The organism is Bombilactobacillus sp. ESL1202, from assembly GCF_058107125.1.
In genome coordinates this window covers 1,596,148-1,618,204 of sequence record NZ_CM176590.1, presented here as the reverse complement: position 1 = coordinate 1,618,204, position 22,057 = coordinate 1,596,148, and the positions used below count along the sequence as shown (strand labels likewise).

Here is a 22,057-nt window from a genome sequence, read left to right as displayed (position 1 = left end):
GCACTTTCTTCTAAGCAAAAAGCATGCCAACTTTCTGGCATGCTTTTTAAAAGAATGAAAAGAGTTTAATTTTCAAGAATCTGCTTGCATAATATCATAAATATAACCTAATTCTGCATCCGGAATGCTGACACTATATTCTTTTTCAATGACACTAAATGCCATTTTGATTTGTTGAAGTGTCTGAATTTGACTAGTGTCCGCCACGTTATTCCAATCATAAGTTTCAATCGCCTCATTGCGAATTAAACGTTCAATTAGGTAACTAACATGAACATATAATGACATGCGTGTAACATTATTTAATTGATGATTAGTTAATTGAGTATAATTACGCACCGCTTCATCAATATTTTTCATGACAACATTTGCATCTAAAATTGTAATCGAATTGATCACACGCTCTAACGTAAAATTATGAATTAAGCGGTCATTGAATTTTTTTAAGTCCGTGGGCGGTAAATAATTCTTTAAAGTCTGACTTAATGCTGGTAAATCAACACCTGAAATAATTTGTTCTAACGCAAAATAAGGTACTGCGGTCAATTGCGGATCAATCGTCCCAATGACCATCACGACATTATAGACCTGAGTTAATAACTTTAATTCTTGCGGATCTTGTAATTGAGCTTGCTCCAAAGCTTGCACACTAACTTGCACTGCTGATGGCAAACTGTCAGACACTAAATCTCGAATTTTTCTGGCCGTTCCCACACCCGTAAAACAACAAGTGACAATCAAATTCTTTTTAGTGGCTTGGGGATAAATCACTTTTTGAGTAGGATTTAATGCGTGCGTCAATTGTTTACTGATTTGACTAAGCGTTTGTTGTTGCAATATCCCTTCTGCCACCAACAATGCCGATTGGGTTGAAACATTATTAATAATAACAATGGGAAAAGAAACTGCTTGAGTAATATATTTTTGAATACCAACTAATGAACCCATATCTACTAGTAAGATCAAACCTTGATCCACTGGGTGTGTCTGCAAGTACTGATTAATTTTTTCCCCAATCGTTGCAATTTTAATATCCAACGGCATATCAATCGCATCTAGAACATGAACGTGTTGCATTTGATTGACGACATTAACAATACTACTAGCTGTTGAGTAACCATGCGCTAAGACTAAACAACGAAGTGCAGGTTCGCGATAACTATGAACTAAATCATCCAAATAAATATAAAGAAATAGGTCATCAATGCTATCATATGCCAAACTGATTGACTTAGTTAAAGTAGTCTTAATCGAAACAATAATGTTATTTAAAGACGGATTTTTGGTTTGAAACTGCTGGATTATTTTTTGACAAATCCGTTTTTCCTTATTACTTAAGCGCCAATGGGCCGACTGTTTATTATAAAAATAATACGCTAACATCAAAATTGTGCTGCCGGTAAACTCAAGATTTTGCTGTGTAGTAATTGTTTGAAAAATATTTTTTAAAAAAGTTAACGGTACCGCGTTTTTTTGATGATCTTTTTCAAAAATTAAATAGTCACATAGTTGGGTAATCTGTTCTTGACTAGTTGCTAAAAAGTCATCAAACGCGGAAGTTCTTTGATAATTCATTAATATTTGTTGAAACGTCTGTTGAATTTCGTTAATTGGTGTTAAATTTGACGGCATTAATTCTAGTTGTGATTGGCTATCGTTCAGCATTAAATAGCCCGTTTTTAAAGTAATTGCTCCTGATTGTGCACTAATATTTTCTAAAATTTCCTGGGGCAAATTAGGTAACTCAACTTTTAGTGGTTGATTTATATTGGTCAAATTTTGTAAAGCACTAGCGACTGAAATTACAACAGCATTTTTTAATTCGCCGACATTGTAGTGATAAGGAACTGCTAACAGTGCATTAATGACTGCTTGGTTTAACTCAATCGGTCGTTTAATTTGTTGAACTTGTTGCCAATAAAACAATTTAATCAATGCTTCAACTTCTTGACTAGCTCGGCTTTTCAAACCAGGAATAGTAATTTGAATCGGAATTCTTCGTAAAAAAGTATCTAAAAAATAACTTTGTAAATCCTCGGTTGTTGCACAAATCAATCGGACTTGAACCTGATGCTTAGAATGACCGGAACCTAACGGCATAATGTAGCCACTGTCTAAATAGTTGAATAATTTTTCTTGTCCCTTAGCATCTAAGCGATGAACCTCGTCTAAAAATAAAATCCCCTGATCCGCTTGATCAAAAATCCCCAATTGATCACGCACAGCACCAGTAAAAGCTCCCTTTTGATAACCAAATAAATTACTAGTCAATAATTCTGGATTATCTGCATATTCAGCACAATTAAAGTGAATAAACGGAGCATTCTTTTCCAAATATCCTTGTTCCAAGCAAAACTGATAATAAATTTGAGCCAAAAAACTTTTACCTGAGCCGGTCGGTCCTGTAATCAAAACTGGTAAGCCTTGAGGATAACCAGCCGCCACTTTTAAGCGTTCAATTGCTACATACAATGAGCCGTTGCTACCAATCACTTGGTCAAAAACACTAGTTGAGGTCTTTGATGTCGTTAAAGTTTGTAACAATTCATCTTTGGAAGCATATGCACTATGTAATGTGACTTGATAATGTTGCATTAAAACTTTGCGATCCCAATAAATTACTGGTCGCGAATTAATTTTGACTGCTTGCTGATTCTGACACAATAAATTCAAATGATGACTAGCGGTATTGCGTTTAATTTGTAACTGTTGGGCAACCTCAATCGCTGTCAAACCATGCTCGCTCCACTGATTAATCTTGGTGGCCTTATATAATAATTGTGCAATTTTTTCTGTTAACATTTTCATCACCATCACCACTTGAACCTGAGACAAAGTTGCTTCATTTAATAATTTAAAAAGTAAGACTTGATGTTTACCCAAATCTATCAACAATTTTCCTATTAGTTAACTGAACACAACCAATTTTATCTATAGATATTATCATATTTCATTAAAAAAAGCCGTTATGATGATTAGAAAAAATTAACCCAGGTCACGTTTGACAAGAAACACTTAAAAAGTCTCATTTTTAGAATCTTAACGTTCAAATAAATAACGGCCTTAAACTTCAAAGTTTTGCTTGAACTTTGAAAATTTAAGACCGTTAAACATAAATGATTAATTTTTCTTTAAGCTATCGAGATCGGAGTATTCTAAAGTAGTTTGGTTTATTACTTATTTATTATCTTGGTAAGCGATCTGCCCGCTTCAAAAACGGACGCAAGGGGTGATGCGGTTCACTTTGATACCAATAAGCAACTGTCGAAACATCATCACTGCGTTCAAATAAGCTAATGTCATCATTCCCAATATCTTGAAAAGTGACTTTTAAACTCTTCGAAAAAGCAATCGGATCCGGTAAATGCCAGCGATATAAACCATGCTGTGGTAAGCCATCATTGCCACAAGCATGAACCGAATTGGGATCGGGTTTGCCCGCACTAAAATGATCACGCGAATGATCTTGTGTTTCATGAAACGGATAGCCTTGATAGAGCGTAGAATAAGTTAAAGTTTCTGGTAATTGCCCATAATCTTGCTTCTGAAAAGCCCACGCTCCACCAAAGTAATCTTCTGCTCCAGTCGATGTCACCGTAGGATACAAGTCGTCATCATCAATATAAAACTTGAATTCACCTTCCCCCCACCAGTAACGTTGCAGAGAGCATAACGCCATGTAAGTACCAACATAATAGCCCTGACCTTGAATTTGATCAACTAATGTATAATCTTGGCCTTTGACAACTGGATTTTCTCGATTCCAATAAGCATGAAAATATAGTAAATCCCGAGCTAATTGATCGTTTTTTACATAATTAATCGTATAAAAGAAATGTTTAATAAAAGCCGGATGCTCATTAGTAATGGTAATTTTAGCATGCTTTTGAAATGGCATTTTAAAATAACTATTCATCCCGCCAACAGGATTAACCACAATCGGTAAGGAGTTAATTTGACAGCGGGTCGCAAAACCATTGCAGAAAAAATCACCTAGTGGTACTTCAACGGAGGGATTTTCTTCATGATCCCAATAAATTCTTAAGACTAAATCTCTTAAAACAAAACTCCCTTTGGTGGTTTTATCCGTTACTGTAAACCACATGTGGCGAATTTCGCCGGGACCGTCAATCTCAGCTAAAGTAACGCTTTGTCCTTGATCTAAAGAAATATCGGCACATCCCTTACGCTGCGGACCTAATTTACCAGTTGCTTTAGCCGCTTGACCGGGCGCACCACTTGGATTTTCAGCCGAAATAGTTCGACTACGTTCATGATCAAAATGTAAAACATCATCTAAGACACTCATCTAATCCTCCTTTATTAACAAATATTATTCATCATCATCATTGTCAACAACATTAGTCTGGGCAACATCTAATAATTGTTGCCGTGCTTGTTGAATCATTTGTGTTAAATCAATCGGTAAATCATTTTTAACTGCTAAAACTAATTCCAAAGCGAAAGGTAAGTTAATCCCAGTAATAACATGAATCTTTGGCGCCAAAAATTGACTCATCAATTGATTGACACTCCCAAAACTCAAGTCCGTCAAGATATAAAACTCATCCTGAGTATTTAACAAAGCAGTGACTTGTTGTTTTAATTCAGCTTGACCGGCATTATCTAAATAAGCGCAAACCGCCATGACGGTTTGATCATCACCAGTTAATCCCTGTAAAGTTGCTTGGTAACCCTTAGCCAGAGTATAGTGTGTTACAATAATTACTTTTTTCATAAACTACCGCTCACTCCTCAGTCCTATTTTAAGAAGCCAAATGCTGCCCCAAACATTGCAATCACGATAAATAGTAAAATTACCCATGTCATACTAATTTTCTTGGATTTTAATAACTCATAGGCAAAATAAACTAGTAAGGCAGGAATTAATTCTGGCATAATTTTATCTAACATTGGTTGAATGCTCATTGCTACTTTACCAAATTGAAACTTCAATGGACAAGTCACGGAAATTACCGATCCAACTAAAGAGCCAACAACGGTAATCCCCAACACCGAAGCTGCCTCGGTTAAATAATTAATTTTGTCTCCATATTCTGTGATAACTTTGGAACCTTGCCGATAACCAAATTCAAAACAGTGCATCCGTAAGAAAAAGATAATCGCAATTAAAATGCCCCACAATAAAATACCAAACGGATTATTTTCTAATGCCATGTAAGCCGCAATCGAACCCATAATCGTTGGAATCATCGTCATTAATAACGAATCCCCAATTCCAGCCAAAGGTCCCATCGTCCCGACTTTAAAGTCATTAATTGCGTGTTTAGCAGCTAAGCCCTGCTTTTCTTCCATAGCAACACAAGCTCCTAAAATAATTGCTGCTAACCACGGCTGCGTATTATAATATTGAAAATGATTATCCAAAGCTTCGACATAATCATCATCGTTAGGATAAATTTTTCTTAAGATAGGTGACAGTGCATAAGCCACAGAAGCCCCCTGCTGTGTTTCGTAGTTAAAGGTTTCAACACTCATTAGCCACCGATAATTAGCTTTATGCAAATCTTTTTTCGAAACAAGTGGACCGTAAGCTTGCTGATCTTTATTCTTTTTAAACATGTCTATTCATCCTCCCCGATTCCAGTATCACCAGTATTAGCTGCTGTTGTTGTGCGCATTTGATCATCTTTTTCCGTCCGTTTATATGATGAGAAAGCTAATGCAAAACCGATGATGGCAGCACCAATAATCGGCACTTTTAAAAAGGCAGTCAAGAAAAAGCCAATTAATAAGTAATTCACCAATTTGCCAGTTGGCATATAATTTAATAACATCGCAATCCCAACGGCTGGCAACATCTTGCCAGCAATTGTTAAACCACCCATGAACCAATGTGGCATACTATGCAAAATAAAATTAACAGCGGATTGACCTAAAGTTACGGCAATTAAAACTGGAATGGCAGCTGACAAACCAAAGAATAGTGGTCCTAACCAAGTCACCGCATTCATTTTTTTGAATTTTCTAGCATCCGCATAGCTTTGGGCTTTTTTGGCCACAAAGCCATTTAAAATTTTGACTACTACGTCTAATTGCACGCCTAACATCCCAACGGGTAACCCAATTGCTAAACCAGCACTTTTGCCTAAAGTTACGCCAAAAGCAGTGGCAATAATGGCAGTGGTCCCATAATCAGGCACTGAAGAACCACCAAAACCGGCCACGCCTAATGACATCAATTGCACAGTCCCGCCAACAATCAAGCCAGTTTTCATATCACCCATTAATAAACCGGTAAATAAACCCCAAAAAACAGGGTAGTTGACAAACAACATTGGAATTCCATAATAATCAATGTGCTTAATAAAAGCTAAAATGGTTAAAATAATAATTTGGATCAACGTAAAGTGCATTATTCTTCCTCCTTACCTGCCAAAAAGTCGGCTGTAATTGTTACTTCTTTATCAGCTGGTACATATTGTGTCACTAAGGGCACACCCGCTTGTAAAATTTGTTGATAAATAGCTACTTCCTCTGGCGTAGCAAAAGCACGCTTAGAAATTGCTAATGCATCTTCTTTAGCAACTGTGCCACCAATATTTAGTTTTGGTAACTGCACGCCGGCTTGAATTAAATGTAAAAACGTACTTGGTTCTTTACTTAAAACCAAAACTTTCTCAGGATCATATTTGCCACTTTTAAAATTAGTCAAAGCTTTGGCTTCCGTAATAATAGAAATTGCATTTCCGGCGGGCCGCGCCATCTTCATCGTGGCTTTAGCAACTGGATTATTAGCGGTATCATCATCAATCACCATTACCCGATTAGATCCCGATTGTGGTGCCCATTGTGTTACAATAATGCCATGTAACAAACGATTATCAATTCTGGCTAAAACTACACTCACTTTAAATTCCTCCTTCAAGTACTCCATCATTTTTGCAGTAATAATCCACGGTTCAACGTCAGATGATAAATTTCATAACGTTTATGCTTGTGAACTGAGCTTGTTGCTTGATTATTACCAACTCTCTATAAGCAAAAAGCGTGCCAATTTTTGGCACGCTTTTTTTTATGGGGCAAACGCCCGAAAAATCCTTTAATGTTGTAACAAATCATAAATATAGGCAATTTCTGTCGCGGGAATTTTAATACTGTACAGATTTTCTATGACACTAACAGCCGCCTGCACTTGTTTTAACTCTTGGGGATGTTGTTGTTGCAATTGTTTTAAATCGGGATAAGTGGCAATGGGTTCATTGCGAATTAAACGCTCTACTAATCCACTAATATGCACGTATAAAGCAACGCGTAAACGGTTTTCCAATTGTTTCTTGGTTAAATACTCATACTTACTAATAAATTGATCAATAGCTTTAAGAACCGCTTGAGCATCTAAAATCGTTAACGTTCCTAAAACTCGTTCTACGGTGAAGTTGCGAATAATATTGGTTGCTAATTCTTTAGACAACTTAGGATCATGCAGTTTTAATAATTGCACTAATTCATCCAGATGATCACCGGAAATTAAAGATTCCAATGAAATAAATGGGATCTTTGACAAATGAGGATTAATTGTCCCCACTACTGCTAAGCAATGGTACTTACTCTGTAACATTTCCCAAATGGAATGATTCTCAAGTTGGCGTTCATCGTAGGCCAACACTCTAGTTTTTAAATTGGCCGGAAAACTTTCTTCTAATAATCGTTTAACTTTCGTTGCTGTTCCTTGCCCCGTTTCACAACATGTTAAAATCACATCTTGGCGATTTTGTTGGGGATATTTCAAACTAGTTTTAATCTTTGCAGTCTGTTGGACTTGCGCTAAAATTTGTTCTAAGTTTTGCTGTTGTTCAATCTTTTGAGCAACTTGTAAAACCACGGATGTCGAAATATTGGTTACCATGCCAATGGGAAAATCTACATCAACGGTTAACTCTTTTTCAATTTCGGTTAATGAACCCATATCTACTAATAAAATTAATCCCTGTAAAAATTGACGATGAGCAATAAAATGTGATAATCGCCGGCCAATTTCACTAGGCTGCACATCAAACGGCATATCTAGTGCATCGACAATCAAACGTCCCACCAAGCGATTAACTACTTCAGCCATACTACTAGCTGTCGTTTGTCCATGGGCAATTACTACACAACGAATGGTTGGACTATCATCTGCTAAAACCGCACTCTTCAAATAGATTCCCATAATTAATTGGTCAATCGGATCAGCGGTGAAATTTAAAGTATTGGCTAAAACTTGTACCAATAAATCTAACATTTGTTCCTGTAACGAATTATTTTTCAATAATCGTTTTAAAGTTTTGACTGTTAACTTAGTTTCAATTTTATCTTGAAATGTATAAAATTCACGCAAATACAAATAATGAGCTAGCTGCGCCCCCAAATTTCCCAGAAAATCAACGTGAAATTGTTCTTTGAAGGATTCTAAAATTCGTTCAATTCCCCTTTTCAAAAACAAATATTGATCACTAGTCATCGAAATCATCCCATCAGACGCTAACGTATCAGTTAAAACATTAATTTGTCGAAATAATTCTGGGCGGCTAGGTTGCGAATTATTAATTAAACAACCAAATTTCTCTAAAAGCGTATCAACTTTTTGCTGGATTAAGCGGTGGGTCGATAATTTCGTTAAATCAGTTTGCGCATTAATTACTAAATCCGGTTGGTTTTGGTCAACATCTAAACTTGGTTTAATTTGCCATAAACGTAATTTAGGTGGTAAACAATTCAAATCAATCACCACTTGGGCAAGCTTATTAATGCGCTGTTTTTGTAGAACTAACGCTTGGGCCACTGATAACGTAACATAATTTTTTAAATCACCAATGTTATTCGGATAATTAGCCGCTAATAATGCTTGACGTACTGTATTTTTAATTAAAAGTGTCTGATTGACCTTTTGTGCCTCATTCTGATAAAACGACAAAATTAATTCTTCCAATTCATTTTGCGGACGCTCTAATAACGAAGGAATTTTGACGTGAATCGGAATTCGCCGAATAAAAGTCTGCAAAAAATTATTTTGTAAATCCTCTGTAGTAGCCAAAACTAAACGAACATTAACCTGCCGGGCATTGCTTGTTTGTCCCAGTGAAGAAATCTGTCCTCGATCTAAATAACTAAATAATTTTTCTTGCCCTTTAGCATCCAAGCGGTGAACTTCATCTAAAAATAAAACGCCTTGATCGGCTTGATCAAATAAGCCACGATGATCTTGCTGTGCACCCGTAAATGCACCTTTAACATAACCAAAGAGTAAACTAGATAGTAATTCTGGATTATCTGCATACTCCGCACAATTCAACTGTACCAATTGTCCCTGCGGCGCAATTAAGCGCCTTTGTTGACAATAACGGTAATATATTTGTGCCAAGTAACTTTTACCTACACCAGTAGGTCCAGATAACAAAATTGGTAAACCACTGCCAGGATAATTGGCAGCAGCTTTTAATTGTTCTAATTGACTATGTAAAGAACCATTAGCACCGATAACTTGGTCCAAAACCGAGGTCATTTGAAATAATTTGAGGTCGGCTAAAAAAGCTGACCAGTTGGGATATTGGCTATTAAAACCTAATTGATACTGTCTTTGAAGCGTCTTTTTGTCTAAAAACAAGACTGGCCGCCCATTAATTTTAACAGCCTGCTGTTCTTGACTTAATTGATTTAAATAGTGACTAGTGGTATTACGTTGAATTTTCAATGCTTGGCTTAAAGATTCTGCCGTAAATGAAAATTGCTCTTTAGTAAAATCAATGACTTGGGTTCGTTCCCTTAATAAAGTAGCAATTTTTTGTTTATAATTCATTTCAAGCCTCCTGGAAGCGTTACAAATTATCTATATTTTAACCCTAGAAACAATTTGTATCCAAAAGATTTCAGATTGAAATAAAAATTGATCTAAGCATTTATTCTAGGTTATGTTCAGTTGCTAAGAACCTTTGTCCACAACTTGATAAAAATGCGCTCACAAGACTATAAGCAATCAGCTAACTATACCTCAGAAATTCAAGTCAAAAATCAGCTTAAATCCTGAGTTTAGGTGATCTCCTTGCTTCTAATCGCTTTTATTCGCAACTTGATCTTGATTTGGTAAAATTAAATTTAGTAAAATACCTAATACCGTTGCCACAGCCAAACCAGAGAACTGATATTTTCCCAATTGTAAATAAGCATTGCCAATCCCAATTACTAAGATTAACGAACCAATCATTAAATTACGTTTTTTGTTAAAATCAACTTGATTTTCAATCAAGATTTTTAAGCCACTGGAGGCAATAACCCCGAACAATAAAAAACTCACACCACCAATAACTGGCGAAGGAATACTTTGAATTAAGGCACTTAATTTACCAATAAAGCCAAAAATAATTGCTAAAACAGCTGCTCCACCAATCACCCACACGCTATAGATTTTCGTAATCGTCATCACACCAATATTTTCACCATAACTAGTAATTGGTGGTCCACCAATTAACCCAGCAATAATTGAAGCCGTTCCATCACCAGCTAAAGTATGATTTAACCCTGGGTCTTTAAAGAAATTTCGATTGGTCAAGCTATCTAAGACCATAATGTGCCCCATATGTTCAGTCATCGTTACAAAAGAAATCGGCACTAGACTTAAAATCGCTCCCCAGTAAAATTTAGGTTGATAGGACAGAAACGGAATTTCAAAATTAGGCAATTGAAACCAAGGCGTAGTTAAAACTTTCTGAAAGTCAAACAAACCAAAAGCCACTGCTACCAAATAGCCACCGATAATTCCTAGCAAAATTGCGATTTGATTCAAAAAACCTTTTAAATAAATGTTAAGACAAACCGTCAATAAAGCAGTAATTAAGGCTACGGCGAAGAACTTTAGGTCATAATGATTGCCATTCATCGTTGCATCCTTAGCGGCAGTGGCAGAAAGCGAAAGCCCAATAACCATGATGATGGGACCAACAACAATCGGCGGTAAAATTTTATCAATCCAATCCGAACCGATTAAACTGATAATCACTGAAGTAACTAAATAAACTAATCCCACAGCAATAGTTCCTTGAGCAATACCGGGATAACCAACCGTTTTCATCAATGCAACCATTGGCACAATAAAAGAAAAACTAGAACTCATATAAGCTGGAATTTTACCTTTGGTAATTAAAATATACATTAAGGTGCCAACTCCCGAACTAAATAAAGCAATTCCCGGATTTAGACCCACCAAAATAGGTACTAAAACAGTTGAACCAAACATTGCAAACAAATGTTGAAATGATAATCCTAGCCAATGTCCCGGACTTGGTCGATCAGAAATATCCATCAAAATTTCCGAATTATGTTTCACCATGATTTCCTCCTTAACTACATTAAAACCCTCATAGCCAAGGAGGTTATGAGGGTTCACTTAAACAGAAGTTGTTAGAGTTCCTTCATAGCCTCTCAGGACTAATCATTAAAGGATTAATTTCTAGTATCATAACGGGAAAAAATTTATTTGTCAAACTAATTTTGCTAAACAAATCATTAGTTTAGATATCTTTTGAAAGTTGAAGATTATCAAATAAGGTTCTATAATATTGAGTTTTGATGAGTGATTTCATCGGCACTCTTTTTATGTAGACCAACTCATTTTTGAAAACAAAAAAAAGCAGAATTAATTTTACTAATTCTGCTCAATTATACCGGTGATCGGGGTCGAACCGATACTCCTTTAACAGGAACTGGATTTTGAATCCAGCGCGTCTGCCAATTCCGCCACACCGGCAAAACATATATACATGGCAAAAGCCAAAGGCGGTAACCGGATTTGAACCGGTGATCAAGGTTTTGCAGACCTCTGCCTTACCACTTGGCTATACCGCCAGGTAAATATTGGGTTAGCTGGATTCGAACCAGCGCATAATGGAGTCAAAGTCCATTGCCTTACCACTTGGCTATAACCCAAAAATAAAAGGGCGGTATATGAGACTCGAACTCATGTGTGCCGGTGCCACAAACCGGTGTGTTAACCAACTTCACCAATACCGCCAAGATAATAACAGGGATAGTAGGAGTTGAACCCACATCGACGGTTTTGGAGACCGTTGTTCTACCATTGAACTATATCCCTATTACGATGGAAGGGAGTGGATTCGAACCACCGAACCCGAAGGAGCGGATTTACAGTCCGCCGCGTTTAGCCAGACTTCGCTACCCTTCCATAAATGGCGCGGGACAGAATCGAACTGCCGACACATGGAGCTTCAATCCATTGCTCTACCGACTGAGCTACCGAGCCATCTAACGGTCCTAACCGGACTTGAACCGGTGATCTCCTGCGTGACAGGCAGGCGTGATAACCAACTACACCATAGGACCAAATTGCGGGAGTAGGGTTTGAACCTACGACCTTCGGGTTATGAGCCCGACGAGCTACCAGACTGCTCCATCCCGCGATAATAAAATAAAAGGAGGATGTGGGATTTGAACCCACGCACGCTATTACACGCCTGACGGTTTTCAAGACCGTTCCCTTAAGCCACTTGGGTAATCCTCCAAATCGCTAACTATGGAAATATAATTCCAACGGAGAAGGAGGGATTTGAACCCTCGCGCCGCTTACGCGACCTACACCCTTAGCAGGGGCGCCTCTTCAGCCACTTGAGTACTTCTCCAATGGGCCTAAATGGACTTGAACCATCGACCTCACGCTTATCAGGCGTGCGCTCTAACCAGCTGAGCTATAGGCCCATAAAGCGGGTGACGAGAATCGGACTCGCGACAACAGCTTGGAAGGCTGTGGTTTTACCACTAAACTACACCCGCAGTTCTCAAGTAAAATGGCGCGGGACAGAATCGAACTGCCGACACATGGAGCTTCAATCCATTGCTCTACCGACTGAGCTACCGAGCCATCTAACGGTCCTAACCGGACTTGAACCGGTGATCTCCTGCGTGACAGGCAGGCGTGATAACCAACTACACCATAGGACCAAATTGCGGGAGTAGGGTTTGAACCTACGACCTTCGGGTTATGAGCCCGACGAGCTACCAGACTGCTCCATCCCGCGATAATAAAAGCGTACCACAAAATCCATAACAAGTCCATGGACCTTGTAGGACTCGAACCTACGACCGAACGGTTATGAGCCGTTTGCTCTAACCAACTGAGCTAAAGGTCCGATCAATAGCGGCGAAGGGGATCGAACCCCCGACCTCCCGGGTATGAACCGGACGCTCTAGCCAGCTGAGCTACACCGCCATAGCTATTAATAAAAAGCTAATCGGGAAGACAGGATTCGAACCTGCGACCCCCTGGTCCCAAACCAGGTGCTCTACCAAACTGAGCCACTTCCCGAAATATGCACCCAGTAGGAGTCGAACCTACAACCTTCTGATTCGTAGTCAGACACTCTATCCAATTGCGCTATGGGTGCTCATTATAATGCCGAGGACCGGAATCGAACCGGTACGGTAATCACTTACCGCAGGATTTTAAGTCCTGTGCGTCTGCCAGTTCCGCCACCCCGGCGTGATTATAATGAAAGCGGAAGACGGGATTCGAACCCGCGACCCCCACCATGGCAAGGTGATGTTCTACCACTGAACTACTTCCGCATAATGCCGACTAGAGGATTCGAACCTCCGACCCCCTGTTTACAAGACAGGTGCTCTGCCAGCTGAGCTAAGTCGGCATAATAAAATAACAATATCATATTTTCAAAGTTCATGTTGCAAGTGCGGGAGAAGGGACTTGAACCCATACGTCCAAAGGACACTAGAACCTAAATCTAGCGCGTCTGCCAATTCCGCCACACCCGCAAAATGAGTCGCGTGGGACCCGAACCCACGACCCACGGCTTAAAAGGCCGTTGCTCTACCAACTGAGCTAGCGACTCAATGGAAGATACAGGGCTCGAACCTGTGACCCTCTGCTTGTAAGGCAGACGCTCTCCCAACTGAGCTAATCTTCCAAGGCAATAAGACCAGCATGGCAACGACCTATCCTCGCAGGTAGTTTCCCACCAACTACTTTCGGCGCTGAGAAGCTTAACTTCTGTGTTCGGCATGTCGACAGGTGTTTCCTCCTCGCTATCGCCACCACACTTGCTCTCTTCTTACCTTCTGAAAGAACCTTAGTCCTCTCAAAACTGAATATTATGATCCTACTCGACTACCTCGGTTAAGCCCTCGACCGATTAGTATTGCTCAGCTCCATATATCACTACACTTCCACTCGCAACCTATCTACCTCATCTTCTTTGAGGGGTCTTACTTCATTCCTGAATGGGAAATCTCATCTTGAGGTGGGTTTCACACTTAGATGCTTTCAGCGTTTATCCCTTCCATACTTAGCTACCCAGCTATGCCTTTGGCAAGACAACTGGTTCACCAGTGGTATGTCCATCCCGGTCCTCTCGTACTAAGGACAGATCCTCTCAAATTTCCTACGCCCGCGACGGATAGGGACCGAACTGTCTCACGACGTTCTGAACCCAGCTCGCGTACCGCTTTAATGGGCGAACAGCCCAACCCTTGGGACCGACTACAGCCCCAGGATGCGATGAGCCGACATCGAGGTGCCAAACCTCCCCGTCGATGTGAACTCTTGGGGGAGATAAGCCTGTTATCCCCAGGGTAGCTTTTGTCCGTTGAGCGATGGCCCTTCCATTCGGTGCCACCGGATCATTAAGCCCGACTTTCGTCCCTGCTCGACTTGTCTGTCTCGCAGTCAAGCTCCCTTCTACCTTTACACTCTACGAATGATTTCCAACCATTCTGAGGGAACCTTTGGGCGCCTCCGTTACTGTTTAGGAGGCGACCGCCCCAGTCAAACTGCCTACCTGACACTGTCTCCCGCCGTGATTCAACGGCGCGGGTTAGAGCTTTCATATAACAAGGGTAGTATCCCACCAGCGCCTCCTTCGATACTAGCGTACCGATCTCTACGGCTCCTACCTATCCTGTACATGTTACACAAAAACTCAATATCAAGCTACAGTAAAGCTCCATGGGGTCTTTCCGTCCTGTCGCGGGTAACCTGCATCTTCACGGGTATTATAATTTCACCGAGTCTATCGTTGAGACAGTGCCCAAATCATTACGCCTTTCGTGCGGGTCGGAACTTACCCGACAAGGAATTTCGCTACCTTAGGACCGTTATAGTTACGGCCGCCGTTTACTGGGGCTTCAATTCTGGGCTTCGACTTACGTCTAACTCATCCTCTTAACCTTCCAGCACCGGGCAGGCGTCAGCCCCTATACGTCATCTTACGATTTTGCAGAGACCTGTGTTTTTGATAAACAGTTGTTTGGGCCTTTTCACTGCGGCTGGCTCTTACACCAGCACCCCTTCTTCCAAAGTTACGGGGCTATTTTGCCGAGTTCCTTAACGATAGTTCTCTCGCTCACCTGAGGATTCTCTCCTTGACTACCTGTGTCGGTTTGCGGTACGGGTACTCAGTATCTAACTAGAAGCTTTTCTCGGCAGTGTGACTATTGTGCTTCGCTACTTTATTTTCGCTCCCTATCACATCTCATCCTTCTCGGTTACAAGCATTTGACTCATATCCAGACTCGATGCTTAGACATGCTTTTCCAGCTGCATGCTCACAATTCATCTCCTGCGTCCCTCCATCGTTCAAACAACACTGAACAGTACAGGAATCTCAACCTGTTTTCCATCGATTACGCCTCTCGGCCTCATCTTAGGTCCCGACTAACCCTGGGCGGACGAGCCTTCCCCAGGAAACCTTAGTCTTCCGGTGGACCAGATTCTCACTGGTCTCGCGCTACTCATACCGGCATTCTCACTTCTAAGCTCTCCACCAGTCCTTACGATCTGGCTTCTTCGTGCTTACAACGCTCTCCTACCACGTACATATCTTTCAATGCACATCCACAGTTTCGGTACCATACTTAGCCCCGGTACATTTTCGGCGCAGAACCACTCGACTAGTGAGCTATTACGCACTCTTTAAATGGGTTGCTGCTTCTAAGCCAACATCCTAGTTGTCTATGCAGTTCCACTTCCTTTTCCACTTAGTATGGATTTTGGGACCTTAACTGGTGATCTGGGCTGTTCCCCTTTCGACGATGGATCTTATCACTCACCGTCTGACTCCCGGAGAAAGATCTTTGGCATTCGGAGTTTATCTGAATTCAGTAACCCATGTTGGGCCCCTAGTCCAAACAGTGCTCTACCTCCAAGATCCTCTTCTCCGAGGCTAGCCCTAAAGCTATTTCGGAGAGAACCAGCTATCTCCAAGTTCGTTTGGAATTTCACCGCTACCCACACCTCATCCCCGCAATTTTCAACTTACGTGGGTTCGGTCCTCCAGTGCGTTTTACCGCACCTTCAACCTGGACATGGGTAGGTCACTTGGTTTCGGGTCTACAACTACGTACTTCCTTTCGCCCTATTCAGACTCGCTTTCGCTTCGGCTCCGTCTTCTCAACTTAACCTCGCACGCAATCGTAACTCGCCGGTTCATTCTACAAAAGGCACGCCATCACTCTTTAACGAGCTCTGACTACTTGTAGGCACACGGTTTCAGGATCTATTTCACTCCCCTCCCGGGGTGCTTTTCACCTTTCCCTCACGGTACTTGTTCTCTATCGGTCACTAGGGAGTATTTAGCCTTGGGAGATGGTCCTCCCTGCTTCCGACGGGATTTCTCGTGTCCCGCCGTACTCAGGATCCTGGTAGAGCGTCTTCGATTTCGCTTACGAGGCTTTCACTCTCTCTAGCTCAGCTTCCCAGCTGATTCAGCTATCTTCGACTGTCTCACGTCCCAGTCCTACAACCCCAAAGAGCAAGCTCTTTGGTTTGGGCTCTTTCCGTTTCGCTCGCCGCTACTTGGGAAATCGATTTTTCTTTCTCTTCCTATGGCTACTTAGATGTTTCAGTTCACCACGTCTTCCTCACTTTATCTTTCAACAAAGTGTGACTAAGCTTTACCTTAGCCGGGTTCCCCCATTCGGACATCTCCGGATCTTCGCTTACTTACAACTCCCCGGAGCATTTCGCTGTTCGTTACGTCCTTCTTCGGCTCCTAGTACCTAGGCATCCACCGTGCGCCCTTTTTATCTTAACCTATTTATTACTTCTTACTTCTCGAATCTCTCGATTCTCGGTGTCTTTCTTATCATAATATTCAGTTTTCAAAGTACTAATTATCTTCCTTGACAAGTTTCACCTCGTCAATGGAGGTTAACGGGATCGAACCGATGACCTCCTGCTTGCAAAGCAGGTGCTCTCCCAGCTGAGCTAAACCCCCGTACTACTATAATGGGCCTAAATGGACTTGAACCATCGACCTCACGCTTATCAGGCGTGCGCTCTAACCAGCTGAGCTATAGGCCCGATTTTTACTGCGCTTGTCTTCAACCCTTGAGAGTAAACCTCTCAAAACTAAACAAAGTTTCTAGCCAAATGCTTTCCGTATCTTTTCCTTAGAAAGGAGGTGATCCAGCCGCAGGTTCTCCTACGGCTACCTTGTTACGACTTCACCCTAATCATTTGTCCTACCTTAGACGGCTAGCTCCCCGAAAGGTTACCCCACCGGCTTTGGGTATTACAAACTCTCATGGTGTGACGGGCGGTGTGTACAAGGCCCGAGAACGTATTCACCGTGGCATGCTGATCCACGATTACTAGCGATTCCAACTTCATACAGGCGAGTTGCAGCCTGCAATCCGAACTGAGAATGGTTTTTAGAGTTCCGCTTGCCCTCGCGAGTTCGCTTCTCGTTGTACCATCCATTGTAGCACGTGTGTAGCCCAGGTCATAAGGGGCATGATGATTTGACGTCGTCCCCACCTTCCTCCGGTTTGTCACCGGCAGTCTCACTAGAGTGCCCAACTTAATGCTGGCAACTAGTAACAAGGGTTGCGCTCGTTGCGGGACTTAACCCAACATCTCACGACACGAGCTGACGACAACCATGCACCACCTGTCTTCCTGTCCCCGAAGGGAACCTTGTATCTCTACAACTTGCAGGAGATGTCAAGACCTGGTAAGGTTCTTCGCGTTGCTTCGAATTAAACCACATGCTCCACCGCTTGTGCGGGCCCCCGTCAATTCCTTTGAGTTTCAACCTTGCGGTCGTACTCCCCAGGCGGAGTGCTTAATGCGTTAGCTGCAGCACTGAGAGGCGGAAACCTCCCAACACTTAGCACTCATCGTTTACGGCATGGACTACCAGGGTATCTAATCCTGTTCGCTACCCATGCTTTCGAGCCTCAGCGTCAGTTACAGACCAGAGAGCCGCCTTCGCCACTGGTGTTCTTCCATATATCTACGCATTTCACCGCTACACATGGAGTTCCACTCTCCTCTTCTGCACTCAAGTTTGACAGTTTCCGATGCTCTTCCTCAGTTAAGCTGAGGGCTTTCACATTCAGACTTTTCAAACCGCCTGCGCTCCCTTTACGCCCAATAAATCCGGACAACGCTTGCCACCTACGTATTACCGCGGCTGCTGGCACGTAGTTAGCCGTGACTTTCTGGTTGAATACCGTCACTATCTGAGCAGTTACTCTCAAATACGTTCTTCTTCAACAACAGGATTTTACGATCCGAAAACCTTCTTCATCCACGCGGCGTTGCTCCATCAGACTTTCGTCCATTGTGGAAGATTCCCTACTGCTGCCTCCCGTAGGAGTTTGGGCCGTGTCTCAGTCCCAATGTGGCCGATTACCCTCTCAGGTCGGCTACGTATCATTGCCTTGGTAAGCCGTTACCTTACCAACTAGCTAATACGCCGCAGGTCCATCCTTTAGTGACAGCCGAAACCGTCTTTCATTCCTTAATCATGTGATTAAGCACTTTATGCGGTATTAGCAACTGTTTCCAATTGTTATCCCCCGCTAAAGGGCAGGTTACCTACGTGTTACTCACCCATCCGCCGCTCGCGTCCATATCTTCCTACCCGAAGGTATTCCGTTACTTCTGCTCGCTCGACTTGCATGTATTAGGCACGCCGCCAGCGTTCGTCCTGAGCCAGGATCAAACTCTCATTTTTTGTTAGTTTGTTGACTCAGACTTAGAACTCTAACGTTCTTTGTCTTCTTTATTTTTGTTCAATTGACAGGTTCTTTTTCAGAACCCAGCACTTGGTGTTAAAAGAAACTTTGTTCAGTTTTCAAAGATCTACTTTTTATCATTTGCCACTTGATTAAGCGGCTTGTTTAGTTTATCATTTTATCATGAGCTTGTCAACTGTTTTTTTTATTTGTTTAGCAGCGACCTGCATGACTCATTGACAACAGAAAATATATTATCAACTTTTCGTCCTTTTTGCAACCCCTTTTTGATTTTTTTTTAGTTTTTTTTAGTTTTTTCATTTATCCAGGCTTCTCTTTGGTGTTTAAGAGTCTGATATCCTAGGTGTTTATGGCGATACGTCCAATAAACTTTTCGATGATAATGTTGTGGGTCATAGTTAGTCTTTTGCATAGCTCGTAAAGATAAACTAATTTTACCATCATATTCATCAATATCTAAAACTCGTACCTTAATGGCCTGACCAATTTTTGAAAAATTAGTAATATCTTCTACATAACCATTTTTACATTCTGAAATATGAATTAATCCCTGTTGCGCATCATCAATTTTGACAAAGACTCCATAGGGACGAATACCAGAAATTTCGCCACTAATTACTTGACCGATTTTTAAATCCATAAAATTTGTTTCCTCCTTTTTTCAGATTAACATATAATATTAGTTAATGTAACTAAACTTGAGGTGCTAAATGGAAAAACAAAAATTTGATCTAGCAGTAATCGGCGGTGGCCCTGTGGGAATTTTTACCGCTTATTATGCAGCCATGAGAAATCTAAATGTGGTCTTAATAGAAGGAATGACCAAATTAGGTGGTCAACCGGTTAATCTCTATGCCCAAAAAAAGATTTATGATGTTGCCGGTAAATACGGAGTTAGCGGTCAGCAACTAATTGATGATCTTATTAAAACAGGTAATAAGATTACCTATCAAACAAAATTAAATACTATCGTTCAACAAATCGTTACAAAAGATGATTCTTGCTTACTCAAAACAACGCAACATGATATTCTAGCCAAAACCGTTATTATTGCCGTTGGTAATGGTCCGTTTAAACCACGAAAATTAGCTTTTAACTATGATGAAAATCTAGAAGGAAAACAATTAGATTACTTTGTTCAAAATCTGGATCAATATGAAAATAAACATGTTTTGGTCGCTGGCGGTGGAGACACCGCAGTTGATTGGGCTTTAGAAATTAACAACCGAGCCAAAAGAACCTTTCTATTACACCGTCGGAATCAATTTCGCGCTTTAGAATCAAGTGTTAAAAACCTTGAAGAATCTTCCGTTGAATTATTAACACCCAAAATCATCACTGGTATTCAACCCAATCAAAATCAGCAATTAATCGTTAACTATAAAACTGTTGGTCAAGATCAAACCGAAAGCATTGTTGTTGATAAATTATTAGTTAACTACGGCATTATGAGCGATTCAAGAATTTTAAGAGCTTGGAATTTACAGCTCAAAGGACCTTTTATTCAAGTTAATTCAAATATGCAGACTAGTCGTTCACATATTTATGCCGCTGGTGATGCAGTGAGTTATTCAGGAAAAGAACGCCTCATTACCCTCGGCTTTAGTGAAGGTACAATTGCGGTCAACTCAGTCGTTAAGGAACTTTATCCTGACAAAAACCGCTTAATTCATAGTTCGTCAATGTTTAATTAAAATTTAACGTGGCACTTCTTCGTTGAACCAAGTAAAATATAATTAAAAGTTATTAAGGAGAATTTATGCAATTAATTGATTTCATAATGAATGTTGATAAGCATTTAGTTGACTTAGTTAACCACTTTGGTAGCTGGTCTTATATTATCTTATTTTTGATTATTTTTATTGAAACGGGTGCTGTGATTCTCCCATTTTTACCAGGTGATTCACTGCTATTTGCAGCCGCCGCCTTAGCTGCCAATCAAGCCAGTGGTTTAAATATTTGGCTGTTATTTTTCTTATTTTTATTTGCTGCCATTATTGGCGATTCATGTAATTATTTAATTAGTAAATATTTAAATCATTGGTTACAAAAAAAATCCTGGTTTAATAAATTAGTTAAACCAGAATATATCACTCAAGCCCAAGAATTTTTTGATAAACACGGTGGTAAGGCAATCGCCATGGGGCGTTTTATCCCGATTGTACGGACTTTTGTTCCTTTTGTTGCTGGTGGTGGCGCCTTAAAATATTCGCGTTTTTTGCATTATAATCTTATTGGTTCATTCATTTGGGTTAGTATTTGCTTAATTTGTGGTCACTTTTTTGGTAACTTACCTTTTGTGCAAGAACACTTTTCAATGATCGTCTTAGCCATTATTTTCATTTCCGTTTTACCGGCCGTGATTGGCATGTTACGTTCATCTAAAAAAAGTAATTAAATTAAAATAAAAAAGAACAGCTGGGAAAATAGCTCTTAGCTGTTCTTTTTTGTTACTCTAAAATCATGTTGTCCTAATAAAATCACTAAAATAATTAATTCAAAAATAACAAACGCCAATAAAAAACAATGTAAGAAAAAAGTATCCGGCAAGATATTAATAACTGGATCTTTCAAGGGATCAAATAACCAATCATTGTTTCTAAATAATAATTGATGAAAAGCAATAAATAAGCCGTCAAAGTCAATTAAGGATAATACACCTAAAACGATGGGTAAACTCCCCAAAATTTTAAACCAGTAGCTATTAAGCTTTATTAAGGGGAATAATTGCTGACGTTGGTGCCAAATTATCAACATCACTAAACTCAATAGCCATAAAATGGCGACCAACATAAACAAGACTTTTACTTCACGAAAGTGTTCTCGTCCTGCAGCTGAACTCACAAAATTAGTTAATATCAGTTGCTTTTTAGTGGGCAATAGCAAGTAATCCATGATTTGACAATAGTTCTGCCAAATTTTGGTATTTGATAAATGAACCACCAAATTCAACTGTAAATAATGTAAATCCGACCAAAAAATCACATAACTCCCCACAATTGTCAGCATAATACTCGAAGTTAAAATAAAGACTGAGCTAATTAAACAAAAT

12 protein-coding genes, 28 tRNA genes and 3 rRNA genes are annotated in these 22,057 nt (G+C 40.3%); 2 read left to right on the top strand and 41 right to left on the bottom strand.

The genetic code is table 11. The features are described from left to right. Window positions 1-72: 72 nt before the first annotated feature. From AC3B7A_RS07225 to AC3B7A_RS07030, 40 genes are all read right to left on the bottom strand, one after another. Window positions 73-2,895 (bottom strand): sigma 54-interacting transcriptional regulator, encoded by a 2,823-nt coding sequence (locus AC3B7A_RS07225; protein ID WP_489755423.1) that lies wholly within the window; start codon window positions 2,893-2,895, stop codon window positions 73-75. A gap of 289 nt (window positions 2,896-3,184) precedes the next feature. Further along, window positions 3,185-4,309 (bottom strand): glycoside hydrolase family 172 protein, encoded by a 1,125-nt coding sequence (locus tag AC3B7A_RS07220; RefSeq protein WP_489755422.1) that lies wholly within the window; start codon window positions 4,307-4,309, stop codon window positions 3,185-3,187. 24 nt (window positions 4,310-4,333) lie between these two features. Continuing rightward, window positions 4,334-4,738, bottom strand: coding sequence for a PTS sugar transporter subunit IIA (locus AC3B7A_RS07215; protein WP_489755421.1), 405 nt, complete (start codon window positions 4,736-4,738; stop codon window positions 4,334-4,336). A 23-nt stretch (window positions 4,739-4,761) separates the two neighbouring features. Then, entirely contained in the window at window positions 4,762-5,583 is an 822-nt protein-coding gene (locus AC3B7A_RS07210) for a PTS system mannose/fructose/sorbose family transporter subunit IID (protein WP_489755420.1), read from the bottom strand. 2 nt (window positions 5,584-5,585) lie between these two features. Then, window positions 5,586-6,377, bottom strand: coding sequence for a PTS mannose/fructose/sorbose/N-acetylgalactosamine transporter subunit IIC (locus tag AC3B7A_RS07205; protein WP_489755419.1), 792 nt, complete (start codon window positions 6,375-6,377; stop codon window positions 5,586-5,588). Further along, window positions 6,377-6,871: a PTS sugar transporter subunit IIB gene (locus AC3B7A_RS07200; protein ID WP_489755418.1), complete on the bottom strand. Its 495-nt coding sequence runs from the start codon at window positions 6,869-6,871 to the stop codon at window positions 6,377-6,379. Before AC3B7A_RS07200 ends, AC3B7A_RS07205 begins: the two co-directional genes overlap by 1 nt. 192 nt (window positions 6,872-7,063) lie before the next feature. Further along, entirely contained in the window at window positions 7,064-9,799 is a 2,736-nt protein-coding gene (locus tag AC3B7A_RS07195; protein WP_489755417.1) for a sigma 54-interacting transcriptional regulator, read from the bottom strand. A 249-nt stretch (window positions 9,800-10,048) separates the two neighbouring features. Further along, a complete protein-coding gene (locus tag AC3B7A_RS07190) occupies window positions 10,049-11,326 on the bottom strand; it encodes a uracil-xanthine permease family protein (RefSeq protein WP_489755416.1) in 1,278 nt (425 codons plus the stop codon). Window positions 11,327-11,658: 332 nt separating this feature from the next. Next, window positions 11,659-11,743: transfer RNA gene (locus tag AC3B7A_RS07185), tRNA-Leu, on the bottom strand. 27 nt (window positions 11,744-11,770) lie between these two features. Continuing rightward, window positions 11,771-11,841, bottom strand: a tRNA-Cys gene (locus AC3B7A_RS07180). A 9-nt stretch (window positions 11,842-11,850) separates the two neighbouring features. Beyond that, a tRNA-Gln gene (locus AC3B7A_RS07175) sits at window positions 11,851-11,922 on the bottom strand. A 10-nt stretch (window positions 11,923-11,932) separates the two neighbouring features. Further along, window positions 11,933-12,006, bottom strand: a tRNA-His gene (locus AC3B7A_RS07170). 11 nt (window positions 12,007-12,017) lie between these two features. Then, a tRNA-Trp gene (locus AC3B7A_RS07165) sits at window positions 12,018-12,088 on the bottom strand. A 7-nt stretch (window positions 12,089-12,095) separates the two neighbouring features. Beyond that, window positions 12,096-12,178 (bottom strand) — tRNA-Tyr (locus tag AC3B7A_RS07160). 5 nt (window positions 12,179-12,183) lie between these two features. Beyond that, a tRNA-Phe gene (locus AC3B7A_RS07155) sits at window positions 12,184-12,256 on the bottom strand. Window positions 12,257-12,262: 6 nt separating this feature from the next. Then, window positions 12,263-12,336: transfer RNA gene (locus AC3B7A_RS07150), tRNA-Asp, on the bottom strand. A gap of 3 nt (window positions 12,337-12,339) precedes the next feature. Further along, window positions 12,340-12,413, bottom strand: a tRNA-Met gene (locus AC3B7A_RS07145). Between the two features lie 13 nt (window positions 12,414-12,426). After that, window positions 12,427-12,514: transfer RNA gene (locus AC3B7A_RS07140), tRNA-Ser, on the bottom strand. A 30-nt stretch (window positions 12,515-12,544) separates the two neighbouring features. Beyond that, a tRNA-Ser gene (locus tag AC3B7A_RS07135) sits at window positions 12,545-12,632 on the bottom strand. 2 nt (window positions 12,633-12,634) lie between these two features. Continuing rightward, window positions 12,635-12,708, bottom strand: a tRNA-Ile gene (locus tag AC3B7A_RS07130). A gap of 4 nt (window positions 12,709-12,712) precedes the next feature. Then, window positions 12,713-12,783, bottom strand: a tRNA-Gly gene (locus AC3B7A_RS07125). A 15-nt stretch (window positions 12,784-12,798) separates the two neighbouring features. Next, window positions 12,799-12,871: transfer RNA gene (locus AC3B7A_RS07120), tRNA-Phe, on the bottom strand. A 6-nt stretch (window positions 12,872-12,877) separates the two neighbouring features. Then, window positions 12,878-12,951: transfer RNA gene (locus AC3B7A_RS07115), tRNA-Asp, on the bottom strand. Window positions 12,952-12,954: 3 nt separating this feature from the next. After that, a tRNA-Met gene (locus AC3B7A_RS07110) sits at window positions 12,955-13,028 on the bottom strand. A gap of 37 nt (window positions 13,029-13,065) precedes the next feature. Further along, window positions 13,066-13,139 (bottom strand) — tRNA-Ile (locus AC3B7A_RS07105). A 6-nt stretch (window positions 13,140-13,145) separates the two neighbouring features. Beyond that, a tRNA-Met gene (locus AC3B7A_RS07100) sits at window positions 13,146-13,219 on the bottom strand. Window positions 13,220-13,241: 22 nt separating this feature from the next. Further along, window positions 13,242-13,315 (bottom strand) — tRNA-Pro (locus AC3B7A_RS07095). A gap of 5 nt (window positions 13,316-13,320) precedes the next feature. Then, a tRNA-Arg gene (locus AC3B7A_RS07090) sits at window positions 13,321-13,394 on the bottom strand. A 9-nt stretch (window positions 13,395-13,403) separates the two neighbouring features. After that, window positions 13,404-13,489, bottom strand: a tRNA-Leu gene (locus AC3B7A_RS07085). Window positions 13,490-13,503: 14 nt separating this feature from the next. Beyond that, a tRNA-Gly gene (locus tag AC3B7A_RS07080) sits at window positions 13,504-13,575 on the bottom strand. 4 nt (window positions 13,576-13,579) lie between these two features. Next, window positions 13,580-13,652 (bottom strand) — tRNA-Thr (locus tag AC3B7A_RS07075). Window positions 13,653-13,696: 44 nt separating this feature from the next. Then, window positions 13,697-13,779 (bottom strand) — tRNA-Leu (locus AC3B7A_RS07070). 4 nt (window positions 13,780-13,783) lie between these two features. Continuing rightward, window positions 13,784-13,856, bottom strand: a tRNA-Lys gene (locus AC3B7A_RS07065). Window positions 13,857-13,858: 2 nt separating this feature from the next. Beyond that, window positions 13,859-13,931: transfer RNA gene (locus AC3B7A_RS07060), tRNA-Val, on the bottom strand. A gap of 15 nt (window positions 13,932-13,946) precedes the next feature. Next, window positions 13,947-14,063 (bottom strand): 5S ribosomal RNA (rrf, locus tag AC3B7A_RS07055). A 73-nt stretch (window positions 14,064-14,136) separates the two neighbouring features. Next, a 23S ribosomal RNA gene (locus tag AC3B7A_RS07050) occupies window positions 14,137-17,054 on the bottom strand. A 110-nt stretch (window positions 17,055-17,164) separates the two neighbouring features. Next, window positions 17,165-17,237: transfer RNA gene (locus AC3B7A_RS07045), tRNA-Ala, on the bottom strand. 12 nt (window positions 17,238-17,249) lie between these two features. Continuing rightward, window positions 17,250-17,323: transfer RNA gene (locus tag AC3B7A_RS07040), tRNA-Ile, on the bottom strand. A 93-nt stretch (window positions 17,324-17,416) separates the two neighbouring features. Then, window positions 17,417-18,983 (bottom strand): 16S ribosomal RNA (locus AC3B7A_RS07035). The 16S, 23S and 5S rRNA genes sit together here with 28 tRNA genes alongside, the layout of an rRNA operon. A 299-nt stretch (window positions 18,984-19,282) precedes the next feature. Further along, entirely contained in the window at window positions 19,283-19,645 is a 363-nt protein-coding gene (locus AC3B7A_RS07030) for a CvfD/Ygs/GSP13 family RNA-binding post-transcriptional regulator (protein WP_489755415.1), read from the bottom strand. Window positions 19,646-19,715: 70 nt separating this feature from the next. On the opposite strand from AC3B7A_RS07030, the gene AC3B7A_RS07025 reads away from it, so the two are divergent. Next, window positions 19,716-20,699, top strand: coding sequence for an NAD(P)/FAD-dependent oxidoreductase (locus AC3B7A_RS07025; RefSeq protein WP_489755414.1), 984 nt, complete (start codon window positions 19,716-19,718; stop codon window positions 20,697-20,699). 65 nt (window positions 20,700-20,764) lie between these two features. Continuing rightward, the gene (locus tag AC3B7A_RS07020) at window positions 20,765-21,403 is read left to right on the top strand and encodes a VTT domain-containing protein (RefSeq protein ID WP_489755413.1); all 639 of its coding nucleotides are present in this window, start codon (window positions 20,765-20,767) and stop codon (window positions 21,401-21,403) included. Between the two features lie 35 nt (window positions 21,404-21,438). Here the strand turns inward: AC3B7A_RS07020 and AC3B7A_RS07015 are convergent, their stop codons facing one another. Continuing rightward, window positions 21,439-22,014, bottom strand: coding sequence for a TIGR01906 family membrane protein (locus AC3B7A_RS07015; RefSeq protein ID WP_489755412.1), 576 nt, complete (start codon window positions 22,012-22,014; stop codon window positions 21,439-21,441). Window positions 22,015-22,057: the final 43 nt, after the last annotated feature.